Source organism: Enterobacter sp. HMSC16D10 (assembly GCF_001807145.1).
GTDB classification, from domain to species: Bacteria; Pseudomonadota; Gammaproteobacteria; order Enterobacterales; family Enterobacteriaceae; genus Enterobacter; species Enterobacter roggenkampii.
In genome coordinates this window covers 22,050-41,795 of sequence record NZ_KV787915.1, presented here as the reverse complement: position 1 = coordinate 41,795, position 19,746 = coordinate 22,050, and the positions used below count along the sequence as shown (strand labels likewise).

At 41.1% G+C, this 19,746-nt stretch carries 21 protein-coding genes and 1 other RNA gene; 7 read left to right on the top strand and 15 right to left on the bottom strand.

Going from position 1 to position 19,746, the window contains the following annotated elements; genetic code table 11:
- Positions 1 to 81: 81 nt before the first annotated feature.
- The 5 genes from HMPREF3143_RS22395 to HMPREF3143_RS22380 all read left to right on the top strand — a co-directional run bounded on the left by HMPREF3143_RS22395 (position 82) and on the right by HMPREF3143_RS22380 (position 5,381).
- Positions 82 to 1,284, top strand: a complete 1,203-nt coding sequence (locus HMPREF3143_RS22395) for a tyrosine-type recombinase/integrase (protein WP_070534304.1) — start codon at positions 82 to 84, stop codon at positions 1,282 to 1,284.
- Complete coding sequence (locus HMPREF3143_RS25315; protein WP_042193595.1) at positions 1,277 to 2,587, top strand: tyrosine-type recombinase/integrase; 1,311 nt, start codon at positions 1,277 to 1,279, stop codon at positions 2,585 to 2,587. Before HMPREF3143_RS22395 ends, HMPREF3143_RS25315 begins: the two co-directional genes overlap by 8 nt.
- Positions 2,584 to 4,458, top strand: a complete 1,875-nt coding sequence (locus HMPREF3143_RS22390) for a DNA-binding protein (protein WP_042193592.1) — start codon at positions 2,584 to 2,586, stop codon at positions 4,456 to 4,458. Before HMPREF3143_RS25315 ends, HMPREF3143_RS22390 begins: the two co-directional genes overlap by 4 nt.
- 14 nt (positions 4,459 to 4,472) lie before the next feature.
- The gene (locus tag HMPREF3143_RS22385) at positions 4,473 to 4,859 is read left to right on the top strand and encodes a hypothetical protein (RefSeq protein WP_042193589.1); all 387 of its coding nucleotides are present in this window, start codon (positions 4,473 to 4,475) and stop codon (positions 4,857 to 4,859) included.
- Between the two features lie 96 nt (positions 4,860 to 4,955).
- Complete coding sequence (locus HMPREF3143_RS22380) at positions 4,956 to 5,381, top strand: hypothetical protein (RefSeq protein ID WP_042193586.1); 426 nt, start codon at positions 4,956 to 4,958, stop codon at positions 5,379 to 5,381.
- Between the two features lie 52 nt (positions 5,382 to 5,433).
- Here HMPREF3143_RS22380 and HMPREF3143_RS25310 read toward each other — a convergent pair whose 3' ends face one another.
- The 12 genes from HMPREF3143_RS25310 to smpB form a co-directional block, all read right to left on the bottom strand.
- On the bottom strand, positions 5,434 to 5,748 hold the full coding sequence (locus HMPREF3143_RS25310; RefSeq protein WP_042193583.1) for a hypothetical protein: 315 nt from the start codon (positions 5,746 to 5,748) through the stop codon (positions 5,434 to 5,436).
- A 19-nt stretch (positions 5,749 to 5,767) separates the two neighbouring features.
- Positions 5,768 to 6,154: a hypothetical protein gene (locus HMPREF3143_RS22375; protein ID WP_023339480.1), complete on the bottom strand. Its 387-nt coding sequence runs from the start codon at positions 6,152 to 6,154 to the stop codon at positions 5,768 to 5,770.
- A 531-nt stretch (positions 6,155 to 6,685) separates the two neighbouring features.
- On the bottom strand, positions 6,686 to 7,837 hold the full coding sequence (locus tag HMPREF3143_RS22370) for a relaxase/mobilization nuclease domain-containing protein (RefSeq protein WP_042193578.1): 1,152 nt from the start codon (positions 7,835 to 7,837) through the stop codon (positions 6,686 to 6,688).
- Between the two features lie 8 nt (positions 7,838 to 7,845).
- Positions 7,846 to 8,229, bottom strand: coding sequence for a hypothetical protein (locus HMPREF3143_RS25300; RefSeq protein ID WP_000516220.1), 384 nt, complete (start codon positions 8,227 to 8,229; stop codon positions 7,846 to 7,848).
- A 431-nt stretch (positions 8,230 to 8,660) separates the two neighbouring features.
- Positions 8,661 to 9,077, bottom strand: coding sequence for a hypothetical protein (locus HMPREF3143_RS22365; RefSeq protein WP_126546651.1), 417 nt, complete (start codon positions 9,075 to 9,077; stop codon positions 8,661 to 8,663).
- Between the two features lie 150 nt (positions 9,078 to 9,227).
- Positions 9,228 to 9,725 (bottom strand): Mov34/MPN/PAD-1 family protein, encoded by a 498-nt coding sequence (locus HMPREF3143_RS22360; protein WP_042193573.1) that lies wholly within the window; start codon positions 9,723 to 9,725, stop codon positions 9,228 to 9,230.
- A complete protein-coding gene (locus tag HMPREF3143_RS22355; RefSeq protein ID WP_042193569.1) occupies positions 9,718 to 11,592 on the bottom strand; it encodes a ThiF family adenylyltransferase in 1,875 nt (624 codons plus the stop codon). The genes HMPREF3143_RS22360 and HMPREF3143_RS22355 overlap by 8 nt, the downstream gene beginning before the upstream one ends.
- Complete coding sequence (locus HMPREF3143_RS22350; RefSeq protein WP_057057019.1) at positions 11,585 to 12,739, bottom strand: ComEC/Rec2 family competence protein; 1,155 nt, start codon at positions 12,737 to 12,739, stop codon at positions 11,585 to 11,587. Before HMPREF3143_RS22350 ends, HMPREF3143_RS22355 begins: the two co-directional genes overlap by 8 nt.
- 16 nt (positions 12,740 to 12,755) lie before the next feature.
- A complete protein-coding gene (locus tag HMPREF3143_RS22345; RefSeq protein ID WP_042193563.1) occupies positions 12,756 to 13,226 on the bottom strand; it encodes a hypothetical protein in 471 nt (156 codons plus the stop codon).
- Between the two features lie 100 nt (positions 13,227 to 13,326).
- Positions 13,327 to 14,556 (bottom strand): integrase domain-containing protein, encoded by a 1,230-nt coding sequence (locus HMPREF3143_RS22340; RefSeq protein WP_042193617.1) that lies wholly within the window; start codon positions 14,554 to 14,556, stop codon positions 13,327 to 13,329.
- Positions 14,557 to 14,721: 165 nt separating this feature from the next.
- Positions 14,722 to 15,085, bottom strand: a transfer-messenger RNA (tmRNA) gene (ssrA, locus tag HMPREF3143_RS22335).
- 89 nt (positions 15,086 to 15,174) lie between these two features.
- Entirely contained in the window at positions 15,175 to 15,657 is a 483-nt protein-coding gene (smpB, locus tag HMPREF3143_RS22330) for an SsrA-binding protein SmpB (RefSeq protein WP_008502505.1), read from the bottom strand.
- 156 nt (positions 15,658 to 15,813) lie between these two features.
- Here smpB and HMPREF3143_RS22325 point away from each other — a divergent pair, with 156 nt between their 5' ends.
- Positions 15,814 to 16,251 carry a type II toxin-antitoxin system RatA family toxin gene (locus HMPREF3143_RS22325; protein ID WP_014832955.1) on the top strand — a complete coding sequence of 146 codons (438 nt, stop codon included), beginning with the start codon at positions 15,814 to 15,816 and terminating at the stop codon, positions 16,249 to 16,251.
- Complete coding sequence (locus HMPREF3143_RS22320; protein ID WP_070534303.1) at positions 16,241 to 16,528, top strand: RnfH family protein; 288 nt, start codon at positions 16,241 to 16,243, stop codon at positions 16,526 to 16,528. Before HMPREF3143_RS22325 ends, HMPREF3143_RS22320 begins: the two co-directional genes overlap by 11 nt.
- Positions 16,529 to 16,636: 108 nt before the next feature.
- Here the strand turns inward: HMPREF3143_RS22320 and bamE are convergent, their stop codons facing one another.
- From bamE to nadK, 3 genes are all read right to left on the bottom strand, one after another.
- The gene (gene bamE / locus HMPREF3143_RS22315) at positions 16,637 to 16,975 is read right to left on the bottom strand and encodes an outer membrane protein assembly factor BamE (protein WP_008502502.1); all 339 of its coding nucleotides are present in this window, start codon (positions 16,973 to 16,975) and stop codon (positions 16,637 to 16,639) included.
- A 138-nt stretch (positions 16,976 to 17,113) separates the two neighbouring features.
- Positions 17,114 to 18,775, bottom strand: a complete 1,662-nt coding sequence (gene recN / locus HMPREF3143_RS22310; RefSeq protein WP_044597776.1) for a DNA repair protein RecN — start codon at positions 18,773 to 18,775, stop codon at positions 17,114 to 17,116.
- An 85-nt stretch (positions 18,776 to 18,860) separates the two neighbouring features.
- Complete coding sequence (nadK, locus tag HMPREF3143_RS22305) at positions 18,861 to 19,739, bottom strand: NAD(+) kinase (RefSeq protein ID WP_008502500.1); 879 nt, start codon at positions 19,737 to 19,739, stop codon at positions 18,861 to 18,863.
- Between the last annotated feature and the right edge of the window lie 7 nt (positions 19,740 to 19,746).

Here is a 19,746-nt window from a genome sequence, read left to right as displayed (position 1 = left end):
TTCAAATAAATTTGTAAATCTACGAAATGCTTATTAATAATATATTGGAATTATACTTTTTGTAAAGTTTAGGAGGGAAATATGTGCAGTATTTGTGTGGATTCTTTTATGTTCGAAAATGGTGAGAGATATTGTCATGTCGTAAATAAAGCTACTGGTGAGCCATTGTATTATCCTAACTTGTATATAACAACACAAGTCAGGAATCGGTCAGAGTCTATATCAACAATGAAGGTTATTGCCGGTAGCATTTCATTGTTATATCGATTCTTTATGAGAAAAAATATCAATATTGATGAAAGAATCCAGAAGAAGCTGTTTCTTGCTCCTCATGAAATTGAGGATTTGATTGAATTTACTTCATTAAATTTCCGAGATGGAGGGGATGGTAATTTTAGGATTTCAAATGTCAAAAAACCAACTAAGTATTTTCGCATTACAACAGTAGCTAACTATCTTGAATGGTTGTGCAAAATACTTCTTTCACATGCAGGTCAGAAAAACACTCTCAAGGAGGTAATGGCGTTCATTAACCACATAAAAAGAAAGAAACCAAGAAATAATGATAAATATAATATGGAAATCGAAAAGAGCTTAGACAAAGCACAACTGGATTCTTTGTTTAGCATACTTTCGCCAGGGAGTAACTTGAACCCGTTTACGGAAAAAGTGCAAAAAAGAAACAATCTAATATTTCTTCTATTACATTGCTTTGGCCTGAGGGCAGGTGAACTTTTGAATCTGCGAATTGGCGATATAGATTTTTTAGAATCGACAATAGCAATAAGGAGGAGAGCAAATGATAAAACAGATCCGCGAGTTTATCAGCCATTAGTGAAGACTTGTGAGAGGAAGTTAATTGCTGATGCGAACCTTATATATGAAATTTCAGATTATATCTTGAATGATCGTAGGAAAGTCCAAAATGCTAATAAGCATGACTTTCTATTTATTACCTATAAGGAAGGGAAGACTCAAGGGCAACCGCTGTCATTTTCTTCTTACCATAAGATAGTGAGTGTTGTTCGTCAATCATCCTCGCTTCTAAGTGGATTAACAGGCCATAAATTACGACACACATGGAATTATGAGTTTTCGAAAGCAATAGACAAGAATCAGGACATATCCGATGAAAAAGAGCAACAAATCCGTTCTTATCTCATGGGATGGCGACCGGGATCAGAAACTTCAATAATTTATAATCGCAGGCATATTTTTGAGCTATCGAAAAAAACTGCACTTGAACAACAAGAGCAACTATTCAAAGGAGGATTTGATGAATAATTTAATTAAATATAACCCTGATAAAATGTCTATTCATGAACATAAAATCGTCAGTTCGATTGAAAACAACGGAATCAATCTTACAAACTTAATATATTCTATGAACGAAAATTTGATTTGTGGATTTGTATATACAGTACAATATTATTTTAATAGTAACAGCTATTTGTATGTGAAAAATATTGTTAGAAATATGGAGAGTCTTATCCGTAAACTATCTCCTACTCATATTGATGATAAAGTTCTAATTGAATATCAAAATAAGAAATTATCAAAAGCCCCAGCATCATTTCGTGTTTTACGACCATTTTTGATTAAATGGTTTGAGTTAGGATATCCTGGAATAGATGAAAGTGCGGTAGAACTGTTAAAGCATTTGGACCTAAAAATAAAGAAATCTGGTCAGTCTGTGCTTCAAGATGATCCAACAGAGGGACCATTAACTAAAGAAGAACATACTTCTTTGATTAAGGCTATGAATCATTCATATAGAAAAGGTGAACTGTCACTGCCACATTATGCAATATCACTATTGATCAGCCTTACAGGTAGAAGACCTCAGCAGTTAGTTATGTTGAAATATAAAAACCTTCTTCAAAAGAACTTAGATAATGGAAAAGTAGAATATGTAATTTCAGTGCCACGAGTTAAACAACGGGGTAAAGAACTACGATATCGAGAACTTGCAATAATATCAGAGGTTGCATCAATTGTTCAATTGCAAGCCAATCAATCAGTGAAACTTGTTGAGCAAGCTCTTGGAAAAACTCTTGATGATTATTCTAAACGAGAAGTTCCTATTTTTTTAAATGAGGAAAAACTCTCAGATTTATCCATAAAAGGTTCAATTCTTCTGGGATATAATAAATTATATGCGAAGCCTACAATTGCTAATGTAGCTTTGAAAAGTATTGTTAATAATGGGGGAATAATATCCAACCGTACCGGTTCGATACTAAATGTTACTCCTCGTAGGCTTCGTTATACAATAGCAACTTTGCTGGCTAAGGATGGGCATAATGTTAATACTATAGCTGAATTATTGGATCATTCCTCTACTTCAAGTGCGGGGATTTATATTAAAAATCATGCTGACAGTGTTGAAAGAATTGATTCCGCAGTTTCAGAACAGTTGTCATTTATCGCTGATATTTTTATGAATGGAATCACTTCGAAAGAGAATTATCATATTAAGTTTTGCTCTTCAAAAAAATGCATAAGTCGGAATTTAAATAAAAATTTCCCTTGTGATAAATGTGCTTTCTTTATGCCGGTTGATATTGATGAGGTAAATGTCAAATGAATAATATTATTTTATTTAAATCTAAAAAACAACTTACGGCAGAAAGCAACTATAATGAATTTATAAAGTTTTGTCGCTATCAACTGATCGGACTAACCCAAACTCAGGATTGGAACCAGTATGCCTGGAAAGGATATGTCACATTTAGAAAAATAGGGGTTGGAAATAAAGTCTTTGATTCCAATGATGCAATGCACGAAGATTATATCAATTTTGCGAAAGCATATATTAGATATCAACACTCATTGAAACCATTGAAAAATTATGGGGCTATTATGATGGCCTTGCGATGTCTCGAACAGGCTCTTTTGCAGGTTCAGAACACGGGTCTCATTTATAATGTTACAGCCGTTGTTTTCGATGAGGCAATGCAGATCGGAAGTAAATATTTTGAAGGTAACGTTTTGGCTAAATGTGGAATACAGCTTGAAAAAATATCAAAGTTTCTATGTGAACATAATCTTGTTAAGTCAGGATATATCTCATGGAAAAACCACGTGAAACAGAAAGTCAAAAATAATTACCTTCCTGAGATCGAGGATTATCACCGACGCGATAAGTTACCAGATGAAGAGGCATTACTCGCTATTGCTGATATTTTTTCTAAAAATGATGAGTTACTGAGCCCAAGGGATAAGTTCACCAGTTCAGTATTTGCACTTCTACTTTGTTGTCCGAGCAGAATCTCTGAGATTTTAGCCTTACCTGCTGATTGTGAGATTACACAAATAGATGGCAAGGGTATCGAAAGATATGGGTTGAGATTTTATTCGGTTAAGGGGTATGGCCCTAATATCAAATGGATTCCACGGGTTATGATACCAGTTGCAAAGAAAGCGATTAGAAGATTACTTTCCTTATCACAAAATGCAAGAGCACTTGCTCACTGGTGCGAAAAGCACCCTGATAAATTTTACCGACATGAGCTTTGCCCAACAGTTGATGAAAAAACTAAATTGACCGTTGTACAAGTTTGCCATGCACTGGGGTATCATTTATTTGATCATAAATCATGTGTTTTAAAAATTAAAAGAACGAGTTTGGATGGTGGAAAAAGTTTCTTAAACTCCAATGATTATAATTATTCATTGTGCGAACTATGGGAAATGATTAGTTCTGGTTTTAGCAGAGACTTTCCATGGTACGATAAAGAGAAATCTATAAGATTTAGTAATGCTTTATGCTTGCTCAATGCTGATCAATTTTCTTTATCACGAATGGCTTCAATTTTCATATTTTACAAACCGACTAAAAGTTTCTTCTTTAGCGATATACAAAGTAAAAGAAGCTTTGAGGTGGGGTATAAAAATATATTTGCACGATATGGGTATTATGATGATGAGGGTAAACCACTACTTATTCGCTCACACCAACCACGGCATCTATTAAATACAATAGCTCACTATGGTGAAATGTCTGAACTTGATATAGCTAAATGGTCTGGTCGTATTAATGCTAATCAGAACAGAGTTTATAACCATGTGTCGGAAGAAGATATGTTAGATAAAATCAAAGCTATTAAATTGATCAAGAGTAATTATTGTAAGAGAGAGTCAATTCCCTCAATTGAATCGCCAGTTGACTTCGATAACCTTTATCAAGGGGCAATTCACTTAACAGAATTTGGTTACTGTGTGCATAACTATTTGGTTCAACCTTGTAATAAAATTAATCAGTTTTTGGAATGTGACAATGAGGCACTGGACATGGAATCAATTGATAGAATGAAGCTTGAATCTATCCAAGAAAAAGTAACAAAACTGAAGAGTATAACGCAGACCGCTTGTGAAAATGGTGATTATGGTGCAGACAAATGGCTGCAACACCATGAGAAAAATTTGGAAAGAATTAATAAATTATTGAATAATTGAAACAGGAGATACATATGGCAAAACATTTAAACAGGAGTGAAATAAAAACAATTACAAATATTATATTGGCTTGGGACGGCAAAATCACATGGGATGATTTATGTGAATCAGTATATAAAAATCTTAACAGAACAATCACAAGGCAATCTTTAAGTGCTCATAATGAAGTTGTTGAAGCATATAAAACAAAGAAAAGTTTGTCCAATTTGAAAAAATCAGGCTTAAAGAAACCAGCCAATTTAACAATTGCGGCACAACAAATATTAAATCTTAAAGCCGAAAATGAAATGTTGAAAAAACAGAACAATAGATACAAAGAGCAATTTAGCTATTGGCAGTACAATGCTTACAGACACGGTCTTACTATGGAACAGTTGAATAGGCCATTTAATAAAAAATAGCAATTGATAGGTTACATCTATTGACAAGTTAAATAAATGCGATAAATATAAATATATTGTCAGGAAGACTATTTCAATTATGCAAGGATGCATTTTATGGACAAAAAAAATATCAATTCAGAATTTACTCTGGAAGAACAGCTTATCGTTATCGTAGACAAATATATCTCTAAGCGATATCAGCCACATGATAAAAGTTTCTCATGCCAGCTTTACTTAATTTTTGTGGGATACCATTTGAAGTATTTCTACCCTGAAAGGATTTATTCTAAATCCAATCGTAATATTGATAACATAATGGCTATGTTTAGCTCGGTATACAAAAGTCTGACAAGCAATCTTCTACAACGATTAAATAACAAAGAAGGAGTGATTAGGGAGCTAAACTCGCTTGTTAATTACATAGATAACAATCAAGAAAAAGCAGAGGAAATCTATGCTACTGTCAGAGCACAATATGAAATGAAAGTAATTGAGACAGAGTTAACCCATGAAGTTCGAGTAAGAACCGTCAGGTTATAGGTAATAAAAAGCCCCTAAGCAGGGGCTAAAAAAGACTTATTGATACAGGCTACTACTGAACTTCTTTCCAGACACCATCAGCTTTCACAAGCTTAACAGGCTTTGTTTGTTTCATGTTGCTGATAGAAGCATCGACAATGCAGTTGTAAACATTGTTTGCTTCTTCTGTGCAACTTAGTTTCTTAACATAATCTATTCTTAAAAGATCTTTTTCGGGAATACTTGAGTTCAGAGCTTTCATACTTGCATTTGATCTATCTACAACACTTTTGAAAGCATTGTATATGTCTTTTTCAGAAGGTTCGGAATTACAGGCTGTTAATAGAAAAGTAGAAAGGATAACTGCGAGAATTGAGTATGTATTCATTTTCTTGTCCAGGAAACGATTAATTAAGAATGCCAGATTTTGTATTGTTATTATCAGTAGAGAATGTCCACTTGCTTACGGTTTCTCCATTGAAGTCGATTTCGAGAGTTTTAGACTGAGTCTGGGAGCCGCCAGTTAGCAAACCGACAACAGGGATAAAAGTTGAGGCATTGAACTGATTGTTATACATGAAATATCTCCATTGCTCGTTGCCATCGTCAAGAGTCGTTCTGGTGTCAGGCTCACCAAGTTGAACAAGTAGCTCTGCCTTAGTTGTTTTGTTTTTAATTATTTTCGATTGAAGGCTTTGAGCCGTTTCATTTTTGATTTTTTGGTTCCCTGATGTTGAACAGCCAGAAATTAAAAATATTGCAATGAAAAAGGAGGTTACAATAAATTTATTCATTTTATCTTCCTTATTATATTTGATTAGGGTTAGCTTTTATGTGTGAAAACGGCTCTGTGTGCAAATTTCTTACGTAAATAGAATCTCAAAGAAATTGCTGATGCAAAATAGATAACGACAGCAAATATAAAACTTTGACTGACAGCGAATATGAAGAAAGCTATCGCCAACAGCACAATTCCTATTAGTAAAGCTAACCAAGATGAAACGGCTCCATATTTGATGGTTGAATGACAGCCAGTGCAGACGCTAACTCCAAACTGGCTCTCTTTGAAGCAGAACGGGCACTTTATTGTTTCGTTTTTCATATCAACCTCAAGGTTGCAGATTAAATGGTGCGTTTACAGAGATTCTCGATGACCGACTCTCTTTAGTAAAATTGCTTGTACCGATCGATGATTAGCTCTTGATAGGTCCAGGCTATCACAACCAGATTATCGATCTGTAATAACGATCAATATTTTCTTGACTAAACGAAAATTTGTTACTACAGATAGAGTGCGGTTACGAAAAGTATTTGTAATTGACTGTCTATAAACGAATTTTTCTTGCAGGTTTTAGATGCTGAGTTGCATAGACTTTTGAGAATCTTGCAGGGTTGTTGTGAAGAATGCTCTTACCGTAGCTTCGGAGAAGCTCTATGAGCCGTTGTAAAAAGGGAAACCAGCTACTGAGCCTGAGATGCTTTTGCTGTTTGACTGTATTCTTTAGAAGAATCTTTTCTACGATTGCGGTCCGTTTGTCTTCTCTGAGCCGTAATTCCAGTTCTGCAATTTTTCCACCGATACTTTCCCTTCTCTCAGTTGTCCTTAAGATCGTTGCAGGAGCAGGAGCAGGAGCAGGAGCAGGAGCAGGGGGTTCTTCTGGTGGTATGCCGGTTCGCAGAGCTTCTAGATGGTCTGGGTTGTAGTTGAGCCTGTTACTAAGATTTGCCCAACTGTAGCTCTTGCCCAATTGCGAAGCTTTGAAAGCTATATCGCGGTAGGAAAAAGAGAACCCGTTCATTTTCCCGGTAGAAGCGACATTCGCCGTCCAGCCGACTTCTGCTTCTTCCAGCCTCTTGATAAAAGTTAAAAGGTCAGGTGTATCTGCCAAACTTTTATCAAGTATCTGTTGGAGAGCTTCCTTAGGGGCGGGAAGACCAGTCCGTTCTGATAGCATTTGTTCGTTGCGAGAGATTCTTTTCCGCTTCGGTTGCTTTGGTGCAATGGCTGAGGCTGTTTTGGTCACTGTTAGATTATGAGTGATTTCAAGCTCACTGATTATGCGGGTACTTATAAGGTTCTCATTCCTGCCAAGGTAGAGTTTCCCACCGGCTATGTCGATTCTGCTGGCAATAATGTGTATATGCTGGCCTTCGTCGTTATGAAGCACATAGCAACGGAGGTGAGTATCACTGAACCCCATCCTCTTCATGTAGTCATCAGCTATGGTTACCCACTGGTCATTCGACAAGGATTCATTCGTAGGTAATCGAAGTGAGTTGTGCCACACCGGTTTCTGGACATCTAGCCGAAGCTGTTTTGTGCCATTGAATTCGGAAATCAGTTCAAGAACAGAGCTACTTAACATGTTCCCGCCAATTACGACTGGATCGCTTTTATGATGTGCTCCCGGTTGCAATGCATAACGAACAACACCAGCGAAGCTCTTACCCCTTTTGATCTTCTGCATTCCTTTCATGCGAAAAACTACCTTACGGACGGATCAGAACCTGTAAGACATGAGCGAAGCTCTTTAATCTGCTTTTTAACAGCGAAGATCTCTGTTTTCGTCAGTTCACTATTACTGCTTTTAGTATCAAGGTGGATTATTAGACGATTTAGCTTTTGAGATATATCAGACAATGATTGCCAAACTTCTAAATTGATTGCAGGAATGGTCGGAGGAAGCTTTTGAAGTGATGCCATGCGAAGCCATTCACCTTTGCGTTTATCACCACGGCTTGCATTGAGAAGCTCTAACTCTTCTTTATTTAATCGTACACTTACACAGTGTATTCGCAATGATTGAGATTTATTATCGCTAATAGGCTTGAAATTATTTGTATACGACAATGTTATTATTTTACCCATATAAACTCCTTTTTATATATTTATTCGCTTTAAAGTGAGCAATTCCTTTGCAACACATTATATATTTATAGTGGAAATGCAATTCATGTCAATGAGTTAGGTTAGACTTTGACTTTCTTTTTCAACCGAAGGGCGAAAAACAAGGGAACTCAAAGAAGCGGAGCTTCGATGAGTTAGCCCTTGCTTTATATTTATGCGTAGCGATGGTTGACATGTAAAAAAATAATGGTATTTATTTATTAAATTGCATGCCGGAAAATTTATGTTATGAATAGAAAATGGTGGTTCCTTTTTATTTTAATTATCTTAAATATCGTAGCTGTGTATATTGGCCTATATCTTGATAATGATATTTTCATGCGGAGATTCAAGGAGTTTGTGTATGTTGTCGATATTATATCCATACCATTCATTGTCGTTTTTTTTATCATTTAATCTTCTTGATCTGGTTTTGATGGCTTTCCTTTAATATCGGTCGCACTCATGAAAGCTTTTGTAAAAGAACAAACAATCAAAATAAATCTCAATGCAAAAGGAATGAAATTCTTTTCAAGAGATGATACACTTATATCTTCAATTGGACTTATAATGTAAAGCATTTTCATAGAAGCAAAAGCCGCAGCAAGAAAAAGAATTGTATCGTTTATTATTTTTATTATTTCCCCTCTTCTTCGGTATTGCTTTGTTATTGCTATAGCAGATGAAATACAAATCAAATAAAATCCTACATATGCTGGAATTGGTATTCCTTTGCAATCATTAACGATCACAATCAAGTAAGTAAAATATATTGTGTAGAGTGATATCTTTAAAAATGAAAGTGAGTCTTCATCTAATTTATCAGACATGAAATTTATTATAAAATGTTTTATTTTTATCATTCTCTATAACCCTGTTATGTTCTACTTATGGTGTAACTCAATGAAAATAACCGAGTACACCTTGAAAATTCAAACACCATTATTTCTAACTAAAATTTTATTTAGCTTTGAGATAATTCATTGTTCATTAAAAAACCCCTTATCTGAAATATACTTGAAAGTATATATTTTTTTCCCATCTGCTGCTGATAAATAACAGTTGGAAATATTTTCTTTGTTTGGGATTATTAGCATGAGAAAAAAAGGTCTTGTATGACCTGATTTGATAAATAAGTCTTGGATACTGCGGATATCCGTTCCTGATGGGCTTGCCACGCCTTCATTATGTGTATGCCAATCACCTAAGTAGTGAAAACCTTGCTTGAATAATGATATGATATCTTCTTTGGCTTTTTTCTCATCTAACTTGAAATAATTTCTTTTCCTCAAATCAGTAGAGCCTGGTGTGGTTATTTTATTGATTTCAATCTCAGAATCAGTGAGATTATTGGAAAATAGCATACCTCCAGATTCTTTACTAAAACAGTGAGTTTGACGGTGAGAAAATAACTCATCTACTATGCTTTGGCTGATGCATATTTTAAAATCTAATTCGGTACAATGAAATTTATGCATCACATTTTTCCCAATTAGAATTTTCAAAAACAAGAGGTATGATACAATCACCCTTTTCTGGATTTCCGAATTGTGCTATCCATTTATTATTCCATTTTCCACCCAATTCCAAAAGTTCTGTTTCTCTTCCTAAATAACTATAAGCAAAAGATTTATTTGAAAAACGATCCATAATAAGATCTATTACCGTTCTTGCAGTTAGAGCATGTAAATTAGTCAATGGGATAGCTCCGTATGGCTGGAACTCTCCGGCACATGCAGCTATCCTTTTGCGAGTATTTTCTTTCCAGTAAGTAGCCGGATATTTTAATGCACCTATATATTTACCTTCTGTAATATGCCAGCTATTAAAAGCATTAGAATCCACTTGGTTGACTATTACATGCCCAGCCATCGCATGAGCTTCAACAAATGCAAAGACAATAGCACCAAGAATGTCTTCCGACTGTCTTTTAATTAACTGCTGTTCAGTATTCCAATGTGCAGTGCAGCTTACTATAATATCGGCTTCTGCAATTTTCTGGTTATTCTTGGAATCTTCTGTCCAATCTTCATTAAAAGCTTCTATATACGCATTTGGAAACTCTTCCCGTAGCCTTGAGGCAAGAGCTAATGCTTTATTTTTATAAACAGAATCAAATCCTAATAGATGACGAGAGGAGTTTTCACTCTTCATTAAATCATCATCCCAAAGCATCATTTTTCTAATACCTGATTGAAGTAACAGTCTTGATACCGAAGAACCTACTGAACCACATCCGACGATAGCTACTTTATGTTCAGAGATTTTCTTGTAAGTTTTGTTATGCTCACGGCCTGTTAACCAAGAATCGTCAGAACGGTCTACTATGAGATTTTCTGTTTTTGTTTGACTTATTCTATTTTTTAAAATCTTTCCATCGATGTAATTTCTATAACCATCTAATAAAGCTGTATTCCTGAATCGACCCCGACTAATACCTCTGGTATCGAAACGGTCTGAGGCAAGATCACTAACTCCCTTAGGAATCTGTATTCCTATAATATTCATCCCAGAAGGAGTTGGGAATGAAATTAGAATTATTGGCTTGACATTGAACATATTAGCACAAGATCTTAAGATCAATTCAATAGTGCTTTCTGAATCTTCCTGTTGCTGATTTATGAGTTCAAATAAATCCCTTGCAGTTTTGGGATACTGACTCGGATACCAGGCTTCATTGAAGAATATCAATGGAATTGAAATTATTTTAGAGAGTTGCTGTTGCCTTATTCTCTTATCTTTTGAATTACTTTCATCCGATTCTAATGGCAATATTTTTTGGTTTTCCAACCAGTTAATTAATTCTTTTTGTGTGTCAGAGTATATTACTCCAAATTTTCGAGTCCGATAACCGAAAACCGACCTTGTGTTTTTATTTGTTAGATCACACAGGCTTATAAGTCGATCTATTTTATTACATTGATAAATCCAATAGTTCTGGAACTCATCAATGAAATCCTCACTTAAATCTCCATTTATTCCTTTTCTTAGCATTAGTATAGCATCGTTTAGTAAATCGACTGCATAGGTCATATCATTATGATCGATGATATAACTGTCAGGCCAAACACATAACTTGCCATTTTTTTCTAAGTGCGGGAGTTGGCAAACATCAATTTTAGGTGAGGAAATAAACACATCTGGAATGTCAAATTGACTAAGAGTTTTGTATCTTAGTTGCAATACAATTGGTTCATTACTAAATTCTAAATCAGTTACTAATTCCCAAGCACAAACATATTTATCGTTGAATTTTGATAATTCATTCGTAGAAAGCTTCCTTGCACCATAAGGTGCAAGGATTGTGCTCAACTGATCTATCTTTTTACTAAGACAATCAGGCATAACCACCACCACCTTGTCTATTTACAGCAGCACTTGATGATTCAGCCATACCTAATGCAGATGCAGCAATTTTCTTAATACCGTTATCGGAAATTTCAATCTCTAACGGAATATTCTCTCCATTCTTTTTATGGTCCGATACACATAAAAATTGACCTTGCACATTATCAACAATTTTTTCGTATTCTTCTTTTGCTCGATAGGCCGGAGGGTCTTTCTCATCATCTTCAATTACTTTTGAACTGGAAATAATGAAAGCATTTTGTTTAGCCCGGTTGAACACTTCCATTGCTTTCTCTGATGTTTCTGCTTCATCACCCATATCACTTAAACTATGATGGGAAAGGCTATGCCATGAACAATGGTGTGGTGCTTGTAAGATATCATAATCTAACCAAGACATTGAATATTTATCAGTTAGACGATCTCTTACACATTCCCAACAAACAACTTCGGCATCTCCACCACTTAAAAAATAAGCAGTTTTATTACCACCTTTTATTGCAAAATTCATTATTACACTGGAATGGTTTTTACCCAATTTATCTTCTAATTCATCAAGGTCTTTCTTCGGTGAAGGACCCAGTAAATGAGCTTCAAAACATGAGGAATAGCTTTGGTTAATCCAGCGAGTTTTTTGATCTAATTCTAATAGAATATTTGGTATGTCATCCGTTTTATCACCATCGTCCTTGCCTAAAACCAAAACTTGATTTCCGACTCCATCCAAATAGCCCTTTTCTTTATAAAGATTGACTCTTCTCTTGACTTCTGCGTTCAAAGCTTTTGCGTCATCACATAAAGGATGATTCTGTGCATGATGTCGTCTAAATACAATTGGGCTTGACCAGATCTCATTGATGAAAATTTTATCACTCCTTTCACTCCAATTTTCAGGTTTTCCCAAATGGAAGTGATCAGATACTCCATCGCAATGATCTGAATCAGGGTGCGACCAAATAAAGAGATGAACAAAGAGACGGCCTTCGTCATTACGAGAAAGTTTTTCTCTAAGTTGTGAGCGAACATCGGGATGTTCTTTACCATCTCTGATACGACAATCGATTAATATATTCTTTCCATCTTCGGTTTGAATAAGTGTCATATCCCCATTACCTACGGGGAAAAAAGATATCTTTGCAGTCATATCATATCCTTTTTAATTATTTCTGATCGGAATTATCACCCGACCTTGCTGTGCGAGATTTTTCAATCCCAAAAATAGCCATACCTACATCTTCGATTTTGCCCACGAATTTATCTACATTCAAGCCAGCAAAGAAGGCAAATGCCATATATCCATAGTCTCCACCACTACCGTTTTGTGATGCATCTAACACTATCAAACCTGCTTTTAGAAACAGGTAGGCCACAACACCACAGATACCGCTGACAACAGGCCTTAATACATACCAGACATACCAACGGTCATCCCAGCAGTTTCTGACACACTTGTTTAGATATACACCACGGAGGCAGTAAAGAGTCCCACCAAGCACTCCGATCAGTCCACAACGGATCATTAGCTTCTTGCTCATGATCCATTCAGGGAACACATCACCCTTTACTAATCCTGCATACACAAGGATAACAAGTAAGAGTAAGGTGAAGAGATAACAGATTATTCTTTTCATATGTAGCCTATATGTAACCTTTGATGAGGGTTTTTATTTTTATTCATTTTAGATCATTAACTTAGATTTTCTAGAAAAGTACTGCTGCATCATTGGAGGGTTATGCTGCGTCAGCCTTGTATTTTTGAGATGAAACATAATCACTCCACCATTGCATGAGAACTACCCGTTCTGCGAGATACTCAGCACGATTGTAAGCTGCAATTATTTCATCTTTCTTCGAATGGGCAAGGGCCGCTTCTAAGACATCTATCCTGAACTTACCCGACTCCTCTGCGGCCGTTCGGGCAATAGATCTCATTCCATGGGCTACAAGCTCACCTCCGAAGCCCATGCGGATTATGGCCGCATTAGCTGTTTGTTCATGCATATGGTTAAGAGGAGCCTTTATGCTTGGAAACACCCATTCACGATGCCCACTTATGGCTTTCATTGAGTCCAGGACTCTCAAAGCTTCTTTGCTTAGTGGAACTTTGTGAGGCTTCTTCATTTTCATAAACTCAGCCGGAATGTTCCACATGCCGGTTTCTATATCAATATCTGACCATCTTGTGCGAACCGCTTCACCGGGGCGGACCCAAGTTAGTAACTGCCATTCAATAAGTAACCTTGTTTCTAAACGGATAGAAGCATTGGTTAGAGCAATCAGGAAGCGGGGAAGTTCGGAAGGAGGTAATGCAGGCATATTCTGTTTTTTAGGCTTACTGAACCGTTGTCCAAGGTTGTCAGCCGGATTGAACTCTATGAGTTCTTCTGTTGCTGCATAGCGGAAAATTTCATTCAGGCGGGAAATGATTCGCCGTAAAGTTTCGAGGACTCCTCGTTGCTCAATAGGGTCAAGATGTTGCTTTAAGAGTTTGGGTCGGATCTCATTGACAGGAACATTACCCAAGCCAGGAAAGATATTTCTCTCCAGGCTTCGCCAGATGTCTTCTGCATGGTCTTGTGAGATACCTGAGGTCTTTACCTTCTCATCTAACCATTTCCTTGCCACGGTTTGGAGAGTGTGTTCAGTAGCATTCTTTAAGGCATTTGCTTTATCGTTGTTATGGACTTGAGGATCAATGCCATTGGCAAGCAAGGAAAGGTATTCATCTCGCAATGCTCTTGCTCTTGCCAGTGTAAGGTGAGGATAGGTCCCAAGGCTCATTTTGGTTCTTTTTTTACTCACTGGCACTGCATACCTGAAATACCAATTCTTCTTTCCTCCTTTCGAGAGGGGAGCGATTCGTAGTATCAAACCATCTCCGTCAAACAAGTTGATTTCTTTGTCGGCTGGCTTGGTGCTTTTGATTTCAGTGTCAGTGAGCTTCTTAGCGATTTTTGCCATTTTGGGACCCTCGGTTTTTGGACCCTTCTTAGTGGGTCCCATTCAGGGTGCCATATGTGATAGTTCTCAGCAATTCTCACTGGACGACAATAGACGTAAAAAAGCCCGCAAGGCTGATTCCATGCGGGCTTAGTAGACTTCATTGTACTTCAAACAACTAAAAAGTGGTGGAGCTGGCGGGAGTTGAACCCGCGTCCGAAATTTCTACATCCTCGGTACTACATGCTTAGTTTGTCTTTACATTCGCACGCCAGCTGCGGACAGACACGCCACTAACGAACTAGCCTGATTAGTTTTAACGCTTCAACCCCAGGCAGGGCTTCCACGCGATCTCTTTTGGGTTTGACCTCTCTTTGATCCCCGTCTTAAGAGCGGAAGCTAGGGAGAGAGGGCTCAGAGCAGGTTATTAAGCTGCTAAAGCGTAGTTTTCGTCGTTTGCGACTATTTTTTTGCGGCTTTTAACGAGGCAAACCGCCCCTCGGCATGCACCTTGGGTTTCGCAAATCCCGTCGAATCCAGAATCAGCCCCAATAGTGTTGAACTGAGTATACCAGATTTCACTTCCTGGATACCAGCCCGGAACGCTAACTTATTGAATAGTACAATAAGTGTGCAGAATCAACGTCCTGCGTTTTTCATAATGCGCGCTTTGTCCAGCTGCCACTCGCGCTCTTTCAGGTCAGTACGTTTGTCGTGCTGTTTTTTACCCTTCGCGACGCCAACTTTCACTTTGCACCAGGCGTTTTTCCAGTACAGCGACAGGGCGACCACGGTGAAACCTTCGCGGTTGATGCGTCCGTAGAGGGATTCCAGCTCACGCTTGTTCAGCAGCAACTTACGCGTGCGCGTTGGGTCACACACATAGTGTGAAGATGCGACGGTCAGCGGCGTAAAGTTCGCGCCGAACAGGAAGGCTTCGCCATCTTTCAGGATCACGTAGCTATCGCCGATGTTGGCTTTCCCGGCGCGCAGCGATTTTACTTCCCAGCCCTGCAACGCAAGGCCAGCTTCGAATTCTTCTTCAATGAAATACTCGTGGCGAGCACGCTTGTTGAGCGCAATGGTCGCCGAGCCTGGTTTATGTGCTTTTTTCTTCGTCATAAGTGTCGTAAAGCCGTCGGTAATCTGATTTCAAAAAGTCACCTCATTGCGTCCTGTGAGGTCTAACGCGCTATCTTAGCACGAGATGAGCCTTAGCGTTTTTTTAACAGGTGATAAATGTTATTATTTGTCCGTTGTGTGACCATGGAAAATGCTATGCCTCAGATTAGCCGTACTGCGCTTGTGCCTTACAGCGCGGAACAAATGTATCAGTTAGTGAACGATGTTCAGTCATATCCAGAGTTTATCCCGGGATGTACCGGGAGCCGCGTTCTGGAATCCGGCCCGACGCAGATGACCGCGGCGGTGGATGTCTCCAAAGCGGGGATCAGCAAGACGTTCACCACCCGCAATACGCTGACGAGCAATCAGAGCATTTTGATGCATCTGGTGGATGGTCCGTTCAAGACCCTGATGGGAGGCTGGAAGTTTACGCCGCTGAGCGCTGACGCCTGCCGCATTGAGTTCCATCTGGACTTCGAGTTTACCAATAAGCTGATTGAGCTGGCGTTTGGCCGCATCTTTAAAGAGCTGGCATCGAATATGGTTCAGGCGTTCACCACCCGCGCCAAAGAGGTTTACAGTGTCGCATAAGATTGCTGTAGAAGTGGTGTACGCGCTGCCGGAGAAGCAGTATCTGCAGCGCGTGACGCTGGAGGAGGGGGCGACCGTTGAGGAGGCCATCCGTGTTTCCGGCATCCTCGAGCTTCGCAGCGATATCGACCTGGCGAAGAACAAGGTCGGGATTTATAGCCGTCCGGTGAAGCTGGGCGATGTGCTGAAAGAGGGCGACCGGGTGGAGATTTATCGTCCGCTGATTGCCGACCCGAAAGAGCTGCGTCGCCAACGCGCGGAGAAGGCCAGTAAGTAGCGCTTTCTTCCCCGGTGGCGCAGCGCTTAGCGGGGCTACGATTCTTCGTAAGAACTCAGATACAAAAAAGGTGCTCAATGAGCACCTTTTTGCATTTCTGACATCGGATTATTTAGTCAGGGCTGGCTTGTTGTCGATGTTGGTCAACACACCGGCGCTGCTGAAGGTCAGCGTCAGGGTCTGCTGGGTCGCATCTTCATGGCCCGGCTTCTGACGGAATACATAGAACCAGGTGTTAGTGCCGAACGGATCGGACATCATCGGGGTTCCCAGTGCATAAGCGACCTGCTGTTGTGTCATCCCCACGCGGATTTTGGACACATCGTTAGGGGTAAGGTAGTTCCCCTGGTTGATGTCAGGACGGTAAACCACTTTCTCCAGAGTGGAACAGCCTGCGGTCAACATCAGAAGAACCGCTGCGGCAGCGGTCAGCATTTTACAACGCATAGTGATTTGATTCCTTTTCGGGCCCGAGCAGAACGCGGCTCATATGTAATATGCCGATGATAATAGACCTTGCCCCACTTTGAAACCGGTCTGGCGGCGTTTTTGTTGTTCTGTATGACCCTGAGATCCCGAAAAAGTTTATGCCGCCAGCAGTTCTTTCGCGTTCGCGAGTGTGTTACGCGTGACTTCGCTGCCGCCGAGCAGGCGTGCCAGCTCCTGCAGACGCGCACGTTTATCCAGCGGCTTCATGTGCGTTTCGGTCATTTCTCCGTCGGTTTCTTTGCTGACAATAAAGTGATGATGACCGCAGCCCGCGACCTGCGGCAGGTGGGTGACACACATCACCTGCGTGGATTCGCCGAGCTGGCGCAGCAGTTTACCCACCACCGCCGCCGTCGGGCCGCTGATGCCGACATCCACTTCATCGAAAATCAGCGCCGGGGTGTCCATTTTACGCGCGGTGATCACCTGAATCGCCAGCGCAATACGCGACAGTTCACCGCCTGAGGCCACTTTGGAGATCGCCTGCAGCGGCTGCCCCGGGTTGGTGGTGACGCGGAATTCGATACGATCTGCACCTTCCGCCGTCAGGTGGTTCTCTTCAAAGCGAACGTCAATGGTGAAGACGCCGTGCGGCATCGCCAGCGTGTGCATGCTGTCGGTAATGTGCTGGCTTAACTCCTGAGCATAGTGCTGACGAATTTCATGCAGCTTTTGCGCTGTCGCCAGCGCCTGTTCATGGTGCAGATTCACCGCCAGAGAGAGGGTCTCCTGCGAGTCAGCCTGATCGTCAAGCTGCTGCTGCTCGTCCAGCAGAGACTGATAGTAGCCCGGCAGCTCTTCCGGCGTAACGTGGTGCTTGCGCGCCAGCGAGATCTGACGGGAGATACGCTGCTCCAGCTCAAAAAGACGGTTCGGGTCGAGATCCAGACGCTCACAGTAGTGGCGAAGTTCGTCACCGGCTTCAGAAATCTGAATGGCCGCCTCTTCCAGCATATCCAGGACGCCAGACAGTTTGCTGTCCATGCCGACCAGTTCGGTAAGCAGCTGACGGACGTTATACAGCTGGCTCTGCAGGTTCACGTCTTCGCCATCCGCCAGCAGGTTGAGCGCATTCTGGCTGGTTGAGAGCAAGTGACCGCTGTTCGCCAGGCGCTTGTACTCTTCGTCGATTTGCTCAAACTCACCCGGCTGCGGGTTGAATTCGTTCAGCTCTTTGAGCTGGTATTCCAGCAGCTCCGCACGGGCGGCGCGCTCCTGGCTTTGCTGCTGGTGTTGAGCGAGCTCGCGGCAGCTCTGATGCCACTGGCGATAGTGCTCTGCCATAAGCTGAGTAAGCGCGTACTCACCCGCATAACCATCCAGCAGCGCTTTCTGCTGTTCGGGTTTAACGAGTTGCTGATGCGCGTGCTGACCGTGGATCTGGATAAGCAGCTGGCCGAGTTCACGGAGCTGGGAGAGCGGGACCGCCGTGCCGTTGATAAAGCCGCGTGAGCGACCGTCGCTGCTAATAACGCGGCGAAGTAAACACTCACGTCCATCTTCAAGCTGGTTCTGTTCCAGCCAGCGCTGGGCGGCAGGGGTGTCTTTCAGGGAGAAACGGGCGCACAGGTCGGCACGGTTTGCGCCCATGCGCACCATGTCGCCCTCGGCGCGGCCGCCAAGGCACAAGCCGAGGGCATCAATGGCAATGGATTTACCCGCACCGGTTTCCCCGGTGATCGCCGTCATGCCGCTGTGGAAATCGATCTCAAGCTCACGAACAATGGCAAAGTTGCTGATGGTCAGTTGTGCCAGCATAATTGTTTTCCTGTATGAAAAACCATAACTGTGTTTTCATACAGTATAAACTGGTTTTATATACAGTAAAGTCCTGGATGCAAAATCAGAACAATTTTTTTGACCAGCCAAGCTTCGAGCTTAATGTGTTGAAATAGCTGTAATCTTTTGGATGTATCAAATTCAGGTGGTAATCACACCGGCGAATAAGCACATCTTCACCTTCCTGGATAGGCAGCGCTATCTGGCTGTCGCAGCTGATCTCCAGGTCGTTACGGCGGTGCGAGAAGCGCAGACGGATCGTGCTGTCGCCGTTGATCACCAGCGGGCGGGCGGAGAGCGTGTGCGGGAACATCGGCACCAGGGTAATGGCATCCAATGAGGGCGTCAGGATCGGGCCGCCGGCAGAAAGCGAGTAGGCGGTTGAGCCGGTCGGGGTGGAGATAATCAGCCCGTCAGAACGCTGGGAGAAGGCAAAGATCTCGTCGATATAGACTTCGAACTCGATCATGTGCGCCACTTTGCCAGGGTGAAGGACAACCTCGTTAATGGCGGTGCTGATGCGTTTCTGGCAGTCCTGCTGGCACACCTGCGCTTCCAGTAAAAAGCGTTTTTCACTGATATAGTGGCCTTCCAGCACGTCGGCCAGCTGCTGCTGCGCATTGTCCGGGTCGAGGTCGGTTAAAAAACCGAGATTGCCACGGTTGATGCCGATGACCTTGATGTCATAACGCGCCAGCGTGCGGGCCGCGCCGAGCATGTTGCCGTCGCCGCCCACCACCACGGCGAGATCGGCCTGTTGGCCAATTTCCGCCAGCGTGCCGGTTTTGACGCTCTTCAGCTGCAGTTCCTGGGCAATCTGCTGCTCGACCATCACTTCATAGCCTTTGCTACACAACCAGCGATACAACATTTCATGTGTCGTTAGTGCGGTAGGGTGACGCGGATGCCCGACGATCCCAATACACCTGAAATGATTATTCATTTTCTGG

What these genes read in the sequence shown, in the direction of transcription:
- HMPREF3143_RS22325 (WP_014832955.1), top strand. Translation starts at nt 15,814, where the DNA reads ATGCCTCAGATTAGCCGTACTGCGCTTGTGCCTTACAGCGCGGAACAA.
- HMPREF3143_RS22395 (WP_070534304.1), top strand. Translation starts at nt 82, where the DNA reads ATGTGCAGTATTTGTGTGGATTCTTTTATGTTCGAAAATGGTGAGAGA.
- HMPREF3143_RS25310 (WP_042193583.1), bottom strand. Translation starts at nt 5,748, where the DNA reads ATGAATACATACTCAATTCTCGCAGTTATCCTTTCTACTTTTCTATTA.
- recN (WP_044597776.1), bottom strand. Translation starts at nt 18,775, where the DNA reads ATGCTGGCACAACTGACCATCAGCAACTTTGCCATTGTTCGTGAGCTT.
- nadK (WP_008502500.1), bottom strand. Translation starts at nt 19,739, where the DNA reads ATGAATAATCATTTCAGGTGTATTGGGATCGTCGGGCATCCGCGTCAC.
- HMPREF3143_RS22390 (WP_042193592.1), top strand. Translation starts at nt 2,584, where the DNA reads ATGAATAATATTATTTTATTTAAATCTAAAAAACAACTTACGGCAGAA.
- HMPREF3143_RS22345 (WP_042193563.1), bottom strand. Translation starts at nt 13,226, where the DNA reads ATGAAAAGAATAATCTGTTATCTCTTCACCTTACTCTTACTTGTTATC.
- HMPREF3143_RS22375 (WP_023339480.1), bottom strand. Translation starts at nt 6,154, where the DNA reads ATGAATAAATTTATTGTAACCTCCTTTTTCATTGCAATATTTTTAATT.
- HMPREF3143_RS25315 (WP_042193595.1), top strand. Translation starts at nt 1,277, where the DNA reads ATGAATAATTTAATTAAATATAACCCTGATAAAATGTCTATTCATGAA.
- bamE (WP_008502502.1), bottom strand. Translation starts at nt 16,975, where the DNA reads ATGCGTTGTAAAATGCTGACCGCTGCCGCAGCGGTTCTTCTGATGTTG.
- HMPREF3143_RS22380 (WP_042193586.1), top strand. Translation starts at nt 4,956, where the DNA reads ATGGACAAAAAAAATATCAATTCAGAATTTACTCTGGAAGAACAGCTT.
- HMPREF3143_RS22355 (WP_042193569.1), bottom strand. Translation starts at nt 11,592, where the DNA reads ATGCCTGATTGTCTTAGTAAAAAGATAGATCAGTTGAGCACAATCCTT.
- smpB (WP_008502505.1), bottom strand. Translation starts at nt 15,657, where the DNA reads ATGACGAAGAAAAAAGCACATAAACCAGGCTCGGCGACCATTGCGCTC.
- HMPREF3143_RS22350 (WP_057057019.1), bottom strand. Translation starts at nt 12,739, where the DNA reads ATGACTGCAAAGATATCTTTTTTCCCCGTAGGTAATGGGGATATGACA.
- HMPREF3143_RS22360 (WP_042193573.1), bottom strand. Translation starts at nt 9,725, where the DNA reads ATGCATAAATTTCATTGTACCGAATTAGATTTTAAAATATGCATCAGC.
- HMPREF3143_RS22385 (WP_042193589.1), top strand. Translation starts at nt 4,473, where the DNA reads ATGGCAAAACATTTAAACAGGAGTGAAATAAAAACAATTACAAATATT.
- HMPREF3143_RS22340 (WP_042193617.1), bottom strand. Translation starts at nt 14,556, where the DNA reads ATGGCAAAAATCGCTAAGAAGCTCACTGACACTGAAATCAAAAGCACC.
- HMPREF3143_RS22370 (WP_042193578.1), bottom strand. Translation starts at nt 7,837, where the DNA reads ATGAAAGGAATGCAGAAGATCAAAAGGGGTAAGAGCTTCGCTGGTGTT.
- HMPREF3143_RS22365 (WP_126546651.1), bottom strand. Translation starts at nt 9,077, where the DNA reads ATGTCTGATAAATTAGATGAAGACTCACTTTCATTTTTAAAGATATCA.
- HMPREF3143_RS25300 (WP_000516220.1), bottom strand. Translation starts at nt 8,229, where the DNA reads ATGGGTAAAATAATAACATTGTCGTATACAAATAATTTCAAGCCTATT.